The organism is Mycobacterium kyogaense, from assembly GCF_036946525.1.
Lineage (GTDB): Bacteria > Actinomycetota > Actinomycetes > Mycobacteriales > Mycobacteriaceae > Mycobacterium > Mycobacterium kyogaense_A.
The window spans coordinates 274,160-290,586 of the sequence record NZ_JAQIIY010000006.1 but is presented as its reverse complement, the minus strand read 5'-3'; the positions used below and the strand labels follow the sequence as shown (position 1 = coordinate 290,586).

The following is a 16,427-nucleotide window of genomic DNA, read 5'->3' as shown; positions in this document are numbered from 1 at the left end:
TACTGACAAGTAACTTAGCTCGCTGCCAGCTCATAGTCGCATCACGCGAGGAATCGGCGCTACGAAGGTCGCCCTAACTACCGGTTGGTCAGGTCGCCGGAGCCAGCATCACGCGGAGCATCGACAGCATTTCCGACCGCGATTCCGCGCCGAGGCGACGCCGGATCCGGGCGACGTGATGCTCGACGGTCTTGGCGGAAATGAACAACTGCGCCCCGATATCGCGGTAGGGCAGGCCCTGCAGGAGCAACTCGGCGACCTCGCGTTCGCGCTCGGACAGCGAGGCAGCCGGCCGGGCCCGCGCAGCCGTCGGGGCGGCCGGTGGCGCGGAGACGGCGTCGATGGGTGCCTCGGGCGCCGCGACCGCCTGCTTGAGATCGCGGGCGAGCTGCAGCATGGCCTGCGACACCCGCGGATCGGTCGTCTGCAGGGCGGCCTGGCCCGCCAGTCGCGTGGCATCGGAGGTGTGGCCCACATGGGCGAGGCCGCGCGCCGCCGCGGCCACCTCGTCGGCGTCGACGGCGTTGGCGAGCACCCGCAACCACGTCCGCCCGGCCGTGGCCAGCGCTTTCGCCAGGGCCGACTGCGCCGCGGCGGCTGTCAACGCCTGGCCGTGCGGCGCGACGTCGTCGGGGGAGTTGGCCAGGATGCCCGCGTGCACGCCGGCCCAGTGCAGCGGAACCGACCACAGCACCGGATTCCCGAGTCCGGCCAGCACCTCGAACGCCTGGTCCACCGCGTGCCGGAGCCGGTCGACCTGTCGCATCCGGGCGGCTGCCACCCACAATTCGCCGAGCGGCAGCAGCGTGAACAGATCCGGAGCGCACTCCGCGAGCACTTCCATCGCTGCGAACCAGTGTTGCTGCATCGCGCCGGTATCGCCGCCGCGCCGGGCGATCGCGGTCTGTAACGCCGCCGCCCATAGCGCGTCACGCCGATGCAGCCGATGGCCGGACACCGCGGCGACGGCGGTCCCGGCTGCCTGCAGGTGGCCGTCCTGCATCAGCGTCCAGCCGTGCAGCAGCCTGTGCCGGTACGTGAGGAAGATCGCATCCGACGGGTCGCCCGTGCTGCCGGACCCCTCCCGCACGGCTCGTCCGATCACCGACCGGGCGCGCACCGGATCGCCGCCGTGCAGTGCGGCCAGGGTCACCAGCGCGGCCGGGGTGTCGGGGGTGACCACGGAGGGGCTCGCGTCGGACCCGATCGCCTGGCTGAGGCGGGTGAGGGCGACGGGATACGGCGCGTCGAGCGTCAAGACCAGCCCTTCGGTGACAGCCCGGGCTGCCCGTGCCACCGAGGTGGGCGGCCCGGACAGGGGTACATCGGTGCCGGCACGGGCTGCGGCCACGTCCCCGGCGGCCATGGCGCAGATCGTCGCGGCGGCGCCGACGATGGCGTCGTAGGCCTCGGGTGTCGGTCCGAGCCAAGTGAACAGGTCCCGTGCCTGGGCCGAATTCCCGTCGTGCAGGGCGACACTCGCCGCGATGCGCACCGCGGAAGCCCGGTCGGCGGCATCGGGCGACGTCAGCATCTCGTCGGCCAGACGCGCCGCCGTCGTGCAATCTCCTGTCAGCGCGAGAGCGTCGGCGACGTGCGCGCCGGGCACCGAGTCGCTCGCTCGCGCCGCCGCCCGATACAGGCGCGCCGCCCGCGCAGGCGCCGCGGTGTCCGCTCCGGCCAGCTCGGTCAACGCGGCGCCCAGTCGCTCGTCGCGCAGCCCGTGCTCGGCCAGCCGTAGCGCCAGCTCGGGCGTCAACGTCGACGTCGCCACCTGCGACGTCAGCACCGCCACTTCGACCTCGTGATGGTGTGCGGCGCCGACGATCGACGCGACGGCGTCGTGGACGTCGCGCGCGAAGCCGGGAGGATGTGACGGGTCGAGGAGCCCGCTGGCGCGAGCACGGTCGACCGCGGCTCGCGCGTCGCCCGGTGCGATGGCCAAGCCGGCGGCGATGTCGTCGGGCCCCAGCCCGGAGGCCAGCGACGAGATGAGCAGCGTGTCCAGCAGGGGTTCGTCGAGGCGTCGGAGGCGCTCGATCAGCGCAAATCGCGCGGCCTGGCGCACCGCCGGGGTGCCTTCGCCGATCGCGGCGAGCGCGGGCCGCAGCACGAACGGCAGGCCGGCCGTGGCCCCGACGAGCATCCGCACCAGGTCCGGCGCAGCCGCTTCACCCAGTGCCGCGGCGGTGACACGCCCCACGTCGATCGGTGTCAGTGGCCCGAGCGCGACCGGAAGGTTCTCGCGTTCGAGGGCGGTGAACAGGTGTCGGAGGGGCTCGTGATGAGCGAGCGGTTGGGCCCCGATGACCACCGTCGCGCCCGGATCGGCGACCAACGCGGTCAGTTTCTCGAGGTCGTCGGCTCCGAGCAGCTCCGCGTCGTCGACCAGCACCGCGGCGCCCTCGCTGTCGCCGGGCCGTGGAGGCCGGGAGAGCACCGGACGGCCGGCAGCTCGCAGAAGCTGACGCAGCGCCGCCAGCACGACCGACTTACCGGTCCCGATGCCGCCCATGACCAGCAGCTTCGTGGCGGCGTGCGGGTCACGCTCGACCGCGCCGAACGCCTCGCGCGCCGCCGGCGGCAGATCGGTGGATCGAGGCCCCGGGCCGGTCAAGAGTCAGGCGCCGGCGTCCGGGACGACCGTCGTGACGACCGGCGGAGCCTCCGTCGTGGGTGGCGCGACCGTCGTCGTGGGAGGAGGCGCCGTCGTGGTCGGCGGCGGGGTCGTCGTCGGACGGGTCGTCGTGGTGCGCGTCGTCGTCGTGGTCGGCGCCGTGGTGGTCGTCGTGGTGGTGCTCGTCGTCGTGGTGGTGGTCGGTGCCGTCGTCGTGGTCGACGACGGGGCCGTGGTGTCGGTGGTCGACGGCGGCGGAGGCGGCGGAGGCTGGCTCACCGTCGTGGTCGCGACACCGTCGGGGCCGATCGTCACCGTGGTCACCGGCGGGGGAAGCTCCACGGGTGAGGACGCCGCGGGCGGTGTCGCGGTCTCGGTGACCGTGCCCGGGTCTCCGTCAGAGCTGGTCAGCGTGACGGCCAGCCCGCCTGCCGCCAGCAGCGCAGCGGCAGCAGCGATGCCGAACAGCACGGGCGGGCGTTTGTACCAGGCCAACGGCGCGGGCTCGTCGTGCCCGTCGTCGTCGGGGGAGAACGCCACCGATGGCCGGGCCTGGTCGGGGGAAGCCGCCACGTAATCCGCGCCGGTGTAGGGGACCGGTTCGCTTCCCAGATCGTCGTCCTGAGACCACGCCAGCGCACGGAAGGTCGCCGAGGCGGCCCCGTCGTCGGCGGCCTGGCCGGCGGCCAGACCTGCTGCGCCCGCGGCCCACGCCGCCGGTGCCATCGCGGTCGGTTCACCGGCTGCGGGCGCCAGGCCGGTCGCGGCCTGGGCGTCGAGACTCTGGTTGGCCACCAGCGCAGCACCCGCGGCGACGTTGAGGGCCGACTCGGGGGTGGTGATCACCGGCGCGCGTAGACGTTCCGAAAGTCGTTGTGTGACAGCGGGTATGGCGGCTCCACCACCGACCGTCGCAATGGCCGCGACGTTGGCCGTTGGGACCGCGGCCCGCTGCAGAGCATCGTCGATGACGCCGAGGAGACCACCGAGGGGTTCGGCGATCAGCTGCTCGAGCTCGGGCCGGGTGACCCGGATGTCCGACCGGACGCCGGGCAGCTCGGCGGGCACCACCGTCGCGGTCTGCTCGGAGAGCCGCTCCTTGGCCTGGCGGCATTCGTCGCGCAGCCGGGCCAGCGAGCCGACCGCGGCCGTGCCCGCCGGGTCCGCGTCGTTGGCGTCGGCGATGCCGGACAGGACGTGGTCGAGGAGGAGCTGGTCGACCGCATCGCCGGAGAAGTCCGGATACCGCACCGTCTGGCCGACGAGATCCAGGTTCGCCCCCGCGTCGGCGAGCGTGACGCTGGTCCCGCTGCCGCCCAGGTCCACCAGCACGACGACGCCGTGATCGGGCAGGCCCGGCGCTGCCTGCAGCGCGGCCAGTGCCGCGGAGGCGTCGGGAATGAGGGCGGCGGGAACGCCGTCGGGTGCGAGGATCGGACGGGATCGCAATGCGCCCCGCAAGGCGCCGAGTGTTCCGGGCCCCCAGTGGGCGGGCACGGCGATCGCGACCGGAGAGCCGCCGTCGACCAAGCGCGCCATCGCGGCCAGCGCCTCGGCGAGCACCACCTCCGCGCGGTGCGCCGATCCATCGGCAGCCACCAGTGGGACCGGATCGCCGACACGGTCGACGAATCCGCTCAACACCAGTCCCGGCTGAGCAGCGTTGGTCGGGATTCCGACCTCCGGCGCGCGATCGGGATACACGGTCAGGATCGACCGGCGCGTCTCCGGTGGCCGGCCGACGCGCGCGGCCACCAGGTTCGTCATCCCGATCGACAACCCCAGTGGTTCGGTCATGCGGTGGTGTCCCTCCTCGGCCCCGTCCGGTCGGTCCGGGACGGGCCGCACACCACCTTAACGGTGCGAGGCGGCCCAGCCGGGAAGGCGCCCCTAGTGTCGGCCGAGCCCCTAACGGGCTATCCCCTAACGGCCCCAACTGCAACGTGGGCCGAGCACCGATCCGTGGACGGTGCCGCGCCGATAGCATCGGAACACACAGACTGCCGAAGTGATGTCGAGGGGAAGGTCGGGACGTGGCGAACTCACTGGTCGATTTCGTGGTGTCGCTCGTTCGCGATCCGGCTGCAGCGGCCGCGTACGCCGCCGATCCGGCGCAGGCGCTCGCTGACGCCCACCTCACCGACGTGACCAGCGTCGACGTGCAGAATCTCCTCCCGGTCGTCGCGGAATCGCTCTCGACGGCTGCACCCGTGCACAGCTTCGACGCTTTCAGTGTCGACCCTGGAATCGACGCCGGAATCCACACGGTATCCAACGTCTGGTCCAGCGGAGCCGCCACGGCAGCGTTCGACGCCTTCGACGATCACGTGCCCACGACATCCGTGATCGACACCGATCACTCCGTGCCCGCCATCGTCGATCACCTCGACGTACCCCTGGACCTGCCGTCGACCGTCGACACCCCGCTCGAGGTTCCGTCGGTGCAGCTAGACGACCTGGGGGCAGAGCACCTGGGGCTCGCCGAGCCGGTGGTCGGAGAGCAGCTGGGCCACGTGCTCGACGCCCCGGGCGGCGAGGTCCACCCGATCGACCACCTGCCCGACCTCGATCTCTTCCACTGAGGCCGCCGCCCGAAAGCCCGCGCAGACCAGTCTGCGCGGGCTTTCCTGTGTCTTGAGCTGGTCGAATGGGAAGTTCCCCCCGATCCCCCGAAAACCCCCTAATCCCCTAACCGGGGTCGTCTCGAATCCCGTATGGGGGATATGCAGTGGCGGGACTCATCCCCGTTTCCGGGCCGCTGCGCAGTCCATAACGTGGTCTCCAGATCGCCGGGAGCCCCGGTGAAGCCACACAGCAGAAAGGCACTTCCATGACGACCCTGATCGACTTCATCCTCGACCTGTTCCGCAGCCCCGCATCGGCCGCCTCGTTCGTCGTCGACCCCGACGGTGCCCTGCGCGACGCCGGCCTGCCGAACGTCACGGCCTCGCAGCTCGCCTCGGTGGCGGCCACCGCCGCACCGGCCGGCTACGCACTCGGCGGCGGCGACCCGATCGTCGGCCTCCAGCGCGCCGTGGCCGACCACCACCAGCTGGCCTCCAACTTCGCCAGCCCGTTCTCGCCCCAGACCTCCTGGGCCCCGCAGAACACCTTCGCCCCCGAGACGAACACCGACCTGGCCAGCCACAACAACATCCCCGTCGCCAGCCCGGTCCAGGACGCCGGCGCGAACGCCCAGAACGGCGCCTTCAACCTCGGATTCGGCGACATCACCCTCGGTGACAAGAGCACCAACACCGCCACCAACGGCGGCGTCGTGGTCGACGGCGACAACAAGGGCGACATCGTCAGCGGTGACGGCGCCGTCCTCGGCAACAACAACGACGTCAACAACGGCGACATCCTGGCCGGGTCGGGCTCACACGTCGCGGTGGGCCGCGGCAACGAGATCGAGGACAACAGCCAGCACGCGGGCGGTGACGTGGTCTCCGGCAACTCCGGCGCCGTGATCAAGGACAACGACCTGTCCGGCGGCAACGGCGGCGGCTCGCACGGCGGCGGCAGCCTGCTCGGCATCGGCAGCGGCAACTCCGCGGGTGGCGACGGCGGCAACGCCGGCTCGATCATCGTCTCCGACAGCCACGCCAACAGCGGCACGCAGACGACCATCGGTGGTGACTCCGGAAGCCACAACTCGGTGGACTCGTCCACCAACACCTCGGTGAACACCGAGACCTCGCACGACACGTCGATCGAGGACCACTCCACGAGCTACGAGTCGAACATCGGCTCGGGCAACGAGACCGCGATCGGCTCGGGCAACCACACCGACACGTCGCTGTTCTCAGGCAACGACGCCGGGCTCTCGTCGCACACCGACATCGCCTCCCACAACCCCGATATCGCCTCCCACAACGACGTGGCTTCGCACAACGCGGTCGCCCCGCTCGACGCGTTCTGATCCACCCACCCGCTGGCGGGGACCGCACCGGTCCCCGCCAGCTCGGCGTTTACCGTTGACACCCGGAAGTGCCGCCGACGAGAGGGGGCCGTCATGACCCAGCCGACCCGCGTGCTGATCGAGCTGCTCGACCACACGACATCGATCGCCGAGACCCGCCAGCGCGGTGACCTCGCCGCCCGGCTCGCCCGGGCCAAGGCGCGCGTGGAGGATCCGCAGATCCGGGTCGTGATCGCCGGCCAGCTCAAGCAGGGCAAGAGTCACCTCCTGAACTCGCTGCTCAACATGCCGGTCGCCCGTGTGGGCGACGACGAATCGACGGTCCTGCCCACAGTGGTGTCCTACGGCGAGCCCGCGTCCGCCCGCCTCGTGATCGCCCGCCCGGACGGCGACGAGCCGGAACTGGTCGAGATCCCGGTCTCCGAGTTGGGCACCGACCTGCGCCGGGCCCCGGCGGCCCGCGGCCGGGAGGTGCTGCGCATCGAGGTGACCGCGCCGAGCCCGCTTCTCAAAGGTGGCCTGGCCTTCGTCGACACCCCCGGGGTGGGCGGGCACGGCCAACCGCACCTGTCGGCGACGCTGGGCCTGCTGCCCGACGCCGACGCGATGCTGCTGGTCAGCGACACCAGCGCCGAGTTCACCGAACCGGAGATGACGTTCCTGCGGCAAGCGCTCGAGGTGTGCCCCGTCGCGGCGATCGTGGCGACCAAGACGGATCTGTACCCACACTGGCGGCAGGTGGTCGACGCCAACGCCGCCCACCTGCGCCGGGCCGGCGTCACCACGCCGATGATCCCCGCGTCGTCGGTGCTGCGCAGCCACGCCGTCCAGCTCAACGACAAGGACCTCAACGAGGAGTCCAACTTCCCGGCGATCGTGAAGTTCCTCTCCGACGAGGTGCTCGGCCGGCAGAAGGACCGGGTCCGCGACCACGCGCTCGGCGATATCCGCGCCGCCGCAGAACATTTGATGCTCGCGGCGCAGGCGGAACTCGCCGCGCTCAACGACCCGCACACCCGCGAGAAGCTGACCGCCGACCTGGAGGCCCGCAAGCAGGAGGCCCAGGACGCACTGCAGCAGACCGCGCTGTGGCAGCAGGTGCTCTCCGACGGGATCGCCGACCTGACCGCCGACGTGGATCACGATCTGCGACAACGGTTTCGAACCATCACCTTCCACACCGAGGCGGTGATCGACGCCGGCGATCCGACTCTGCAGTGGGCCGAGATCGGTGCCGAACTCGAAGACGCGGTGGCCACCGCGGTCGGCGACAACTTCGTCTGGGCCTACCGGCGTGCCGAGGCGCTGGCTGCCGAAGTGGCCCGCACGTTCTCCGAGGCCGGGCTCGACGCCGTCCGCATGCCCGCCCTGGACCCGCGCGCCATGGGCGCGGAGTTCGCCGAGTTCTCCTCTCTGTCGCACCTCGAGGCGAAGCCCATCAAGTTCGGCCACAAGGTCGTCACCGGCATGCGCGGCTCCTACGGCGGCGTGCTGATGTTCGGCATGCTGACCTCGTTCGCCGGGCTGGGCATGTTCAACCCGCTGTCGCTGGGCGCCGGCTTCGTGCTGGGCCGCAAGGCCTACAAGGAGGACATGGAGAACCGGATGCTGCGGGTGCGCAACGAGGCCAAGAGCAACGTGCGCCGGTTCGTCGACGACGTCGCGTTCGTCGTCGGCAAGGAGTCCCGCGACCGGCTCAAGGCGATCCAGCGTCAGCTGCGCGACCACTACCGCGACATCGCCAACCAGACCAGCCGCTCGCTCAACGAGTCGCTGCAGGCGACGCTGGCCGCGGCCAAGGTTGCCGAGACCGAACACGCCGGCCGGGTCAGGGAACTCGAACGGCAGCTCAACATCCTGCGCCAGGTCGTCGAGCACGCCGACAAACTCGCCGCCGAAGGGTCACTAAGCTCGAGGAGCTAGACAGTCGGGCGAGCAGGACGGGACGGCACTGAGCACCAGCGACCGCGTGCGGGCGATCCTCGGCGGCACCATCGCCGCCTACCGCGCCGACCCTGCCTACCGTGAGCATCACGCGCTGCATCACGAGCTCGCTCGCGTCGGCCACCGGCTCAACCAGCCGATGCGCATCGCGCTGGCCGGCACCCTCAAAGCCGGCAAATCCACGCTGGTCAACGCCCTCGTCGGGGACACCATCGCGCCCACCGACGCGACCGAGGCCACCCGCATCGTCACGTGGTTCCGGCACGGGCCCACCCCGCGGGTGAGCGCCAACCACCGCGACGGCCACCGGTCCAACGTGCCGATCACGCGTGACCCGACCGATCGCGGTCTGACCTTCGACCTGGCCCGGCTCGACCCGGAGGACGTCGTCGACCTCGACGTCGAGTGGCCGGCGGCCGAACTGGTCGACGCGACGATCATCGACACCCCCGGCACGTCATCGCTGTCGCGCGACGTGTCCGCCCGCACGCTGCGGCTGCTCGTCCCCGCCGACGGGATACCGCGGGTCGACGCGGTCGTGTTCCTGCTGCGCACCCTCAACGCCGCCGACATCGCGCTGCTCCAGCAGATCGGTGACCTGGTCGGAGGCTCGGCCGGGGCCCTCGGCGTCATCGGGGTCGCGTCCCGGGCCGACGAGATCGGGGCCGGCCGCATCGACGCGATGATGTCCGCCCGCGACGTCGCCCAGCGGTTCACCGCCGAGATGGACCGCACCGGGATCTGCCAGGCCGTGGTGCCGGTGTCGGGCCTGCTCGCGCTGACCGCGCGGACGCTGCGGCAGAGCGAGTTCGTCGCGCTGGAGAAACTGGCCGGGGTCGAGGGCGCAGAGCTGGCGAAGGCGATGCTGTCGGTCGACCGGTTCGTCCGCGAGGACAGCACGCTGCCCGTTGATGCCGCCACCCGCGCCGCGCTGCTCGACCGCTTCGGCATGTTCGGTATCCGGATCTCGATCGCGGTGCTGCGCGCCGGGGTCAGCGACTCGGTGGCCCTGGCCGACGAGCTGCTGGAGCGCAGCGGGCTGGTCGCGCTGCGCGAGGTGATCGACCAGCAGTTCGCCCAGCGCTCGGAGCTGCTGAAGGCGCACACGGCGCTGTTGACGCTGCGGGAGATCGTGACCCGCAACCCGATCCCCGCGACGCCGCACATCCTCGCCGACATCGAGCCGCTCCTGGCCGACACGCACGCCTTCGAGGAGCTGCGGTTGCTCAGTGCGCTGCGATCCCGCCCGACGACACTGAACCCCGACGAGATGGCCTCGCTGCGACGGCTGATCGGCGGCTCGGGCGCGGACGCCGCAAGCCGCTTGGGCCTGACGCCCGAGACGGCCGACGACGGTCCCCGGGCCGCGTTCGCCGCGGCGCAACGCTGGCGTCGCCGCGCCGAGCACCCGCTCAACGATCCGTTCACCACGCGTGCCTGCCGGGCCGCGGTGCGCAGCGCGGAGGCGCTGGTCGCCGGGTATTCCTGAGACCGCTTCGGGGCTTAACGTTTCGGCCCCGCCGAGCGATGGACAGGTATGCGTTCTTCTGTGGGGATTTCGCTGGGTTCGGCGATCCTCGTCGCGGTGGCCGACGGACGGCCGATCGTCCGGCCCACGGCGGTGACGGTCCGACCCGGCGTGACGGTGACCGGTTTCCTCGACCGTGTCGGTGACCCGGTGCCCATGCTGGCCGCCGACGGTTCCGCGCACCACCCCGACCGCCTGGCTGCCGCCGCGATCGAGGCCGCCACCCGGCGGGCAGCTCCTCGGCAGCGCCCGCAGGTCGGCGCCGTCGCGGTGCCCGGGCACTGGACCGCCGGGGCGGTCGCCGCGCTGAGCGCCGCCGCCCCACACCTGCGTGTCGTGCCCGACACGACCGCCGCTCTGACCGCGGTCGCGGCCGGTGCCGGCCTGCCCACGCGAGGCGCGGTGCTGCTGTGCGACCTCGGCGCGGGCGGCACGAACATCACGCTCGCCGACGCCGGTGCCGGGTTCGCGCCGATCGGGCCGACCGTGCGCAGCGACGACTTCTCCGGCGACCTCATCGACCAGGCGGTGCTGCGCCACGTGCTCGCCGACCTGGAGGTCGACCCGGCCGGTACCGCTGCTGTGGCCTCGCTGCACGACCTGCGCGTCGAGAGCCGGGCCGCCAAGGAGCGGCTCTCTCAGGTGACGGCGACCGCGCTGGCCGGTGCCCGCGGCCCCGTCCGCATCACGCGCGGCGAACTCGAAGCGCTGATCGCCGAGCCGCTCGACCGCCTGATCGCGACGATCGTCGACATCGTGCACCGCGCCCGCATCGTCCCGGTCGCCGTCGTCACCGTCGGCGGCGGAGCACGCATTCCGCTGGTGACACAACGGTTGTCCGAGGCGTTGCGCTGCCCGGTGCGCACCACTGCCCACCCGCAGATCGCTGCGGCCGCCGGCGCTGAATTGCTGGCTCTGCGCGGTGTCGAGCAGCAGGCCGCCACCGTTGCGGTGCCGGCCGCCGCCACCATGCTCGCGCCGGCCGTGCCCGCGCTGGCCTGGTCGGCCGAGGAGGACGACGCTGCCGAGACCGAATTCGCCATGCCCGCTGCGGACACCGGGGCGGCGCGACCTGTCGTGCAGTTCAGTCACGAGGGCGCGGAGGAGAGCCCGGCGAAGAAGCGGGTGGGCGCACCGGTGTGGCTCGCCTGTGCGGCGTGCGCCGCGGCGATCGCGACGGCGGCGGTGATGCTGACCACGCAGATCGCCCGCAGCGACGAGACCACATCGGCGTCGGGCATCAGCACGCCCGTCGCCATGCACGCGCTGGAACCGTCCGCGGCACCCCCGGCGGCGGCACCGCCGGCCGACACCGTCACCCAGACTGTCGAGGCGGCCGCACCGGCCCAGCAGCCCGTTGTCGTCCAAGCCGCCCCCGCGCCGGCGGCTCCGCAGGGTCAGGTGGTCGCCAAGGAAGCCGCGCCCGCGCCGGTTCCCGCTGCGCCCGCCCCGGTTCCCGCCGCGCCCGCGCCCGCCCCGGCTCCCGCTGCGCCCGTATGGCCGCGAATACCGTTGCCGCAGTTCACATTCCCAGCACCGACCCCGAAGGCGAGCCCCGCGCCGTCGTCGGTGCCGTCGTCAACTCCAGAACCGACCCCGACCCCGACCCCGACTCAGACGTCGACGCAGGCGCCGGAGCCGTCGACCCCGGCCCCTTCCAGCGAGGCGCCCTCCAGCGAGGCGCCCGTGACGACTACGGCGTCGCAGGCGGCGGAGCCGACGACTGCGTCACCGTCTGTGTCTGAGTCTCCGTCTGCGTGACGGTGCTCGTACTGGTACTCGTGCTCACCGACGTCGAGGGCGTCGTCGTTGCCGTGGTGGTCGTCGGCGGGGTGGTTTCGGTGGTCGTCGGCGTCGTTGTGGTCGTCGGCGCGGTGGTCTCGGTGGAGGTCGCGGTGGTCTCGTCCGCAGTCGAACTCGGCGCGACAGCCGGCGCGGAACTCGACGTCAGCGGGGTCAGCGACGTGTTGGTCGGCTCCGACGGGGCGTCCCCGGTGATGGCTTTGGCCAGCCCGTAGATGATCAGCGCGACGATGACGGCGCCGAGCGCACCGAACCCGACCAGCGCGGCGGGCTTGCGGTACCAGGGTGTCGGCTGAGCGTATTCAGCCTGGTAGTCGTCCTGATAGCCGGTCTGGCCGTAGTTGCTGAGCTGGGTCGCATCGTCGTCGGAGTAGTAGTTGTCGTCGTCACCGGATCCGTATCGCGCCACGGATCCCGATAGTAGGCTCTCGCCGCTACGTCCCCGGGTACAGCGTGCGTGTCACGTTGGTCCTCGGCCGTTTGCGCGTCGTCGTGGTGTCGCCGTCGTCGTCCTCGTCGCGGGTACGTGAGGTGCGGGGTGGCCGGGATGTGCTCGACGTATCGGAATCCGTGGTGGTCGGCGGCGTGGATTCCGGGTTGATGTCGGTGGTCATCGGTGGGCTGGTGCTGGTGATCGTCCCCGTGGTGGTCGGCGTCGACGACGCCGGCGCGGAGTTCGACGAGAACGTCGGGTCGACGTAGTTCAGCGGTGCCTGGGCGGGCTCGGTGAACTGCCGGCCGAGCCACAGTCCCCCCGCGACCAGCGCCGCGATGACCGCCAATCCCACGATGCTGACGCCGAGCAGCGTCGAGGTGCGGTTGTGCCACGGAACGTCCGACGGATCGCGATTCGCGCCCTCGTCTCGATCCGGCCTGGTCACGGCCACCGATAGTAACCGCGGGCCGCCGTGATCCGCTGGGTCAGCCGAACTGGGGGATGACGGACTCGGCGAAGAAGTCGACGTGCTCGAGGTCGGACATGTCGAGGAGCTGCAGGTACACGCGCTGAACGCCGGCCTCGACGAAGGGGCCGAGCTTGTCGACGATCTCGTCAGGGGAGCCCACGGTGGGGGAGTTACTGCGCAGTTCGTCGACCTCGCGGCCGATGGCAGCGGCCCGCCGGGCCACCTCGTCGTCGTCGCGGCCTGCGCACACCACGAACGCTGCGGAGTACACGATCGAATCCGCCGGGCGCCCCTCCGCCTCGACCGCATCGGCCACGCGCGCGAACTGGGTGGTCACCGTGTCGAGCGGCGAGAACGGGATGTTGAACTCGGCCGCGAAGCGTGCCGCCAACGCCGGTGTCCGCTTGGCGCCGCCGCCTCCGATGATGATCGGCGGATGGGGTGACTGCACCGGCTTGGGCAGAGCGGGTGAGTCCGTGATGCTGTAGTGCGTGCCGCTGTAGTCGAAGGTCTGGCCGGCCTCGGTGGTCCACAGACCGGTGATGATTTCGAGCTGCTCGGTCAGCCGGTCGAACCGCTCGCCCAGCGGTGGGAACGGGATCGCGTACGCCTTGTGTTCGGCCTCGAACCATCCCGCTCCGATGCCGAAATCGACGCGCCCACCGCTCATTTCGTCGACCTGGGCGACCGAGATGGCCAGCGGTCCCGGGTGGCGGAACGTCGCCGAGGTGACCATCGTGCCGAGCCGGATCGATGTCGTCTCGCGGGCCAGCCCCGCGAGCGTCACCCAGGAGTCGGTGGGGCCGGGCAGCCCGTCGCCGCTCATCGCGACGTAGTGGTCGGATCGGAAGAAGGCGGAGTAGCCGGCGTTCTCGGCAGCCTGAGCGACGGCGAGTTGATCGGCGTACGAGGCGCCCTGCTGGGGTTCGACGAAGATGCGGAAGTCCACGATTCTCTCCTCTGTCACAGACCGCCGCGGGCGGCCTTCACGGTGGCCACCAGCTCCGGCGGCCCGTCGAACTCGACCTGGGCCTCGTCGCGGCCGGTGATGAACAGCAGAAGCTCACCCGGCTCCCCGATGACCGTCAACGTGGGGCCGCGCCCCGCCGTGGCGAGCCGGTCGCCCTGCGTCGTCTTCAGGACCACGTTCGCGGGGGAGCGGCGCAGCGTCATCCGCGCCATCATCGCGACGGGTCGTCGCAGCGCGGAGACCGTCTGATCGTCGAGGGGACGCGGCTCCCAGCCCGGGTGCGCCCGGCGGACGTCTTCGTGGTGGATGAACATCTCGGCGACGTTGGCGATCGGGTCCAGCAGCTTGAACGGGGAGTAGAGCGGGGGACCTTCCGCCACCTGGTCGACCAGCGCATCCCAGTCCGTCGCCGCGGACACCTGCTTCTGCACCCGGTCGGTGTATCCGGCGAGAGCGGGGATGAGGATGCCCGGCGCGGCGTCGAGACGGCGTTCCCGCACCACCAGATGGGCGGCCAGTTCCCGGGCGTCCCACCCGTCGCAGAGCGTCGGGGAGTCCGGTGACAACGTGCGGAACGTGGACACCAAGGCGGCGCGTTCTCGCTGGGCGACGGTCATGGGTGCAGCCTAACCGTCGCTCTGATCAGGTAGCCGCCAACCGCGATCACCAGGCAGTTTCACCGCGGATTCCGGCCCCCACGAACCCTTTTCGTAGGGCTGCACCTTCGGGGGATTGTCCAACAGGGGTTGGCACACCTGCCACAGCCGGTCGACCTCGTCGGAGCGGGCGAACAGTGTCTGATCGCCCCGGATGACATCGAGCAGAAGGCGTTCATAGGCGGCGAGCGAGTCGTCCGCGTGGTCAGACGGGGTGAGCTCGAGTCGCGAGCTGAGCCGCTCGGTGGCGAGCTCAGGACCCGGGCGCTTGACGTTGACGTCCAGCGTCGCGACGGGAGTGTCGGTGAGATCGAGTGCGAGCTCGTCAGGTTCGGGACGTTCCCCAGGAAACGGCGACGGTGGCGTTCGAAATGTCAGGGTGACGGTTCTGCGCTTGTCCGCCAACGCCTTTCCGGTACGCAGATAGAACGGCACACCGCGCCACCGATCGTTGTCGACGTAGGCTTCCGCGGCGACGAACGTCTCCACCTGTGAATCGTCGTCGACGTCCTCCTCGCCGCGGTATCCGTCGAATTGGCCGAACACGACCCGCTGCGGATCCAGCGGGCGCATCGCGTCGAACACGGCGGCCTTGGCCTCGCGGAGATCTCGGGCCTCCAGTGTGGCGGGCGGTTCCATCGCGACGAAGCCGAGCACCTGGCACAGATGCGTGGACACCATGTCGCGCAGGCACCCGGTGGCCTCGTAGAAGCTGCCCCTGCCCTCCAACCCGAGTGTCTCGGGGACGTCGATCTGCACGGACTCGACATGTGTTGCGTTCCAAGCGGGTTCGAGTAGGCCGTTGGCGAAGCGCAGCGCCAGGATGTTCTGCACGGCCTCCTTGCCGAGGAAGTGATCGATCCGATAGATGTGGTCCTCGTCGGCCACCGACGTGATGGTCTCCTGCAGCGCTCGCGAGCTCTGCAGGTCGATGCCGAACGGCTTCTCGACCACCAGACGCGCACCGTCGGCGAGACCTTCGCGGCCCAGCATCGCGATCATGGACTCCATCGCCGTCGGCGGCACCGACAGGTAGATCAGCGTCGTCGCATCCGGCCCCAGTTTCTCCCGTGCCTGCCGCACTGTGTCGGCCAACTCGGACCCGTCGTCGGCACTGGATGACTGGAAATCCAAGCGTTGCAACAACTTCTGGACGACGTCGTCATCCAGATCGTCCACGGACTCGGCCAGCGCGTCGCGTATGGAGTCGCGGAACTCGTCGACGCTGTCCGGTGCGGTGCGTCCCGATCCGATGACCGCGTAGTCGTCGGGCAGCCGCCCCGCCGCGGCCAACCGGTAGAGGCTCGGGAACAGCATGCGGCGGGCCAGGTCACCGCGGGCGCCGAAGAGCACCAGCACGACGGGATCGGGTGAGGTCATCCCAGCGCTGTTCCCGGCGCACCGGGCGAGTCAAACCCTAGAAGCTCTGGACGCCCTCGGTGCTGATCGTCATGCCGTGCCCGGTGCCGTCGTTGGTGAACGTGGTGCCGTCCTCGGTGGCGTCGATCGTCCAGCCGAGTGCGGAGTAGGTGCTGTAGTCCAGGGTGACGGCGGGAATGGCGCCGAGATTGCCCAGCACCCAGCTGACCCGGCCGTCGGCGGTCAGGCGCACGCCGTTGGCCGGCTCGCCCTCGACCTCGGGCGCATCGGTGAACGCCGACTCGCAGCCGACCTCCTGCTCGTCGAGCTGGCAGCGGGTCTTGCCGGACTTGGTCTGGATGAACACGTAGCCGTTCTGCGGGCTGAGTACCTCGCCCGATGGCGCGCGAGTGGTCGTCGACGGCGGCGCAGGTGGGGGCGTGCTCGGCGGCGGCGTGGAGCGGCTGGGCCGGGGGGTGGGGAAGTTCGGCTCGATGCCGGTGTCGGGGCTGCGGGTGGCGGTGCCATCGATCGAGGACTGGCAGCCGCTGAGCGCGGCGACGGCCAACATGCCTGCCGCCACGAGCCGCGTGTTCACCTGCCCCAGGGTACGCAGCATGTGACCTGTGTGACGGGAGTGACTCGCGGACGCGCGCAGCCTTCGCGAAAGTGCCCTGGCGGTAGCGCAAGGCGCCTCGGGACGACGCTGAGTGCACTTTCGCG

Annotated in this window: 13 protein-coding genes; 5 read left to right on the top strand and 8 right to left on the bottom strand. The window is 71.1% G+C overall.

The window, feature by feature from the left end; genetic code table 11:
- Positions 1 to 88: 88 nt before the first annotated feature.
- Complete coding sequence (iniR, locus tag PGN37_RS03550) at positions 89 to 2,617, bottom strand: isoniazid response ATPase/transcriptional regulator IniR (RefSeq protein WP_335329634.1); 2,529 nt, start codon at positions 2,615 to 2,617, stop codon at positions 89 to 91.
- A gap of 3 nt (positions 2,618 to 2,620) precedes the next feature.
- Positions 2,621 to 4,414, bottom strand: coding sequence for an Hsp70 family protein (locus PGN37_RS03545; RefSeq protein ID WP_335329633.1), 1,794 nt, complete (start codon positions 4,412 to 4,414; stop codon positions 2,621 to 2,623).
- Between the two features lie 236 nt (positions 4,415 to 4,650).
- Between PGN37_RS03545 and PGN37_RS03540 the strand changes: the two genes are divergently transcribed.
- The 5 genes from PGN37_RS03540 (at position 4,651) to PGN37_RS03520 (ending at position 11,772) form a co-directional block, all read left to right on the top strand.
- Positions 4,651 to 5,199, top strand: coding sequence for an Rv0340 family IniB-related protein (locus PGN37_RS03540; RefSeq protein ID WP_335329632.1), 549 nt, complete (start codon positions 4,651 to 4,653; stop codon positions 5,197 to 5,199).
- Between the two features lie 248 nt (positions 5,200 to 5,447).
- Positions 5,448 to 6,539, top strand: coding sequence for an IniB N-terminal domain-containing protein (locus tag PGN37_RS03535; protein ID WP_335329631.1), 1,092 nt, complete (start codon positions 5,448 to 5,450; stop codon positions 6,537 to 6,539).
- 93 nt (positions 6,540 to 6,632) lie between these two features.
- Positions 6,633 to 8,462 (top strand): isoniazid-induced dynamin-like GTPase IniA, encoded by a 1,830-nt coding sequence (gene iniA / locus PGN37_RS03530; protein ID WP_335329630.1) that lies wholly within the window; start codon positions 6,633 to 6,635, stop codon positions 8,460 to 8,462.
- 28 nt (positions 8,463 to 8,490) lie between these two features.
- Positions 8,491 to 9,972 (top strand): dynamin-like GTPase family protein, encoded by a 1,482-nt coding sequence (locus PGN37_RS03525; RefSeq protein WP_335329778.1) that lies wholly within the window; start codon positions 8,491 to 8,493, stop codon positions 9,970 to 9,972.
- A 48-nt stretch (positions 9,973 to 10,020) separates the two neighbouring features.
- Positions 10,021 to 11,772: an Hsp70 family protein gene (locus PGN37_RS03520; RefSeq protein ID WP_335329629.1), complete on the top strand. Its 1,752-nt coding sequence runs from the start codon at positions 10,021 to 10,023 to the stop codon at positions 11,770 to 11,772.
- Here PGN37_RS03520 and PGN37_RS03515 read toward each other — a convergent pair.
- From PGN37_RS03515 to PGN37_RS03490, 6 genes are read right to left on the bottom strand one after another with little or no spacing between them, the layout of a single operon-like run.
- Positions 11,705 to 12,223 (bottom strand): hypothetical protein, encoded by a 519-nt coding sequence (locus PGN37_RS03515; protein WP_335329628.1) that lies wholly within the window; start codon positions 12,221 to 12,223, stop codon positions 11,705 to 11,707. The two genes, PGN37_RS03520 and PGN37_RS03515, sit on opposite strands and share 68 nt — an antisense overlap.
- A 25-nt stretch (positions 12,224 to 12,248) precedes the next feature.
- On the bottom strand, positions 12,249 to 12,695 hold the full coding sequence (locus PGN37_RS03510) for a hypothetical protein (protein ID WP_335329627.1): 447 nt from the start codon (positions 12,693 to 12,695) through the stop codon (positions 12,249 to 12,251).
- Positions 12,696 to 12,735: 40 nt separating this feature from the next.
- Entirely contained in the window at positions 12,736 to 13,668 is a 933-nt protein-coding gene (locus PGN37_RS03505) for an LLM class F420-dependent oxidoreductase (RefSeq protein ID WP_335329626.1), read from the bottom strand.
- Positions 13,669 to 13,682: 14 nt separating this feature from the next.
- Positions 13,683 to 14,306, bottom strand: a complete 624-nt coding sequence (locus tag PGN37_RS03500; RefSeq protein WP_335329625.1) for a TIGR03085 family metal-binding protein — start codon at positions 14,304 to 14,306, stop codon at positions 13,683 to 13,685.
- 9 nt (positions 14,307 to 14,315) lie between these two features.
- Positions 14,316 to 15,725 (bottom strand): glucose-6-phosphate dehydrogenase, encoded by a 1,410-nt coding sequence (zwf, locus tag PGN37_RS03495; protein ID WP_335329624.1) that lies wholly within the window; start codon positions 15,723 to 15,725, stop codon positions 14,316 to 14,318.
- A 37-nt stretch (positions 15,726 to 15,762) separates the two neighbouring features.
- On the bottom strand, positions 15,763 to 16,302 hold the full coding sequence (locus PGN37_RS03490; protein WP_335329623.1) for a hypothetical protein: 540 nt from the start codon (positions 16,300 to 16,302) through the stop codon (positions 15,763 to 15,765).
- Between the last annotated feature and the right edge of the window lie 125 nt (positions 16,303 to 16,427).

Coding starts and splice junctions, on each gene's coding strand:
- PGN37_RS03545 (WP_335329633.1), bottom strand. CDS start 4,414: ATGACCGAACCACTGGGGTTGTCGATCGGGATGACGAACCTGGTGGCC.
- PGN37_RS03500 (WP_335329625.1), bottom strand. CDS start 14,306: ATGACCGTCGCCCAGCGAGAACGCGCCGCCTTGGTGTCCACGTTCCGC.
- PGN37_RS03535 (WP_335329631.1), top strand. CDS start 5,448: ATGACGACCCTGATCGACTTCATCCTCGACCTGTTCCGCAGCCCCGCA.
- PGN37_RS03520 (WP_335329629.1), top strand. CDS start 10,021: ATGCGTTCTTCTGTGGGGATTTCGCTGGGTTCGGCGATCCTCGTCGCG.
- iniA (WP_335329630.1), top strand. CDS start 6,633: ATGACCCAGCCGACCCGCGTGCTGATCGAGCTGCTCGACCACACGACA.
- zwf (WP_335329624.1), bottom strand. CDS start 15,725: ATGACCTCACCCGATCCCGTCGTGCTGGTGCTCTTCGGCGCCCGCGGT.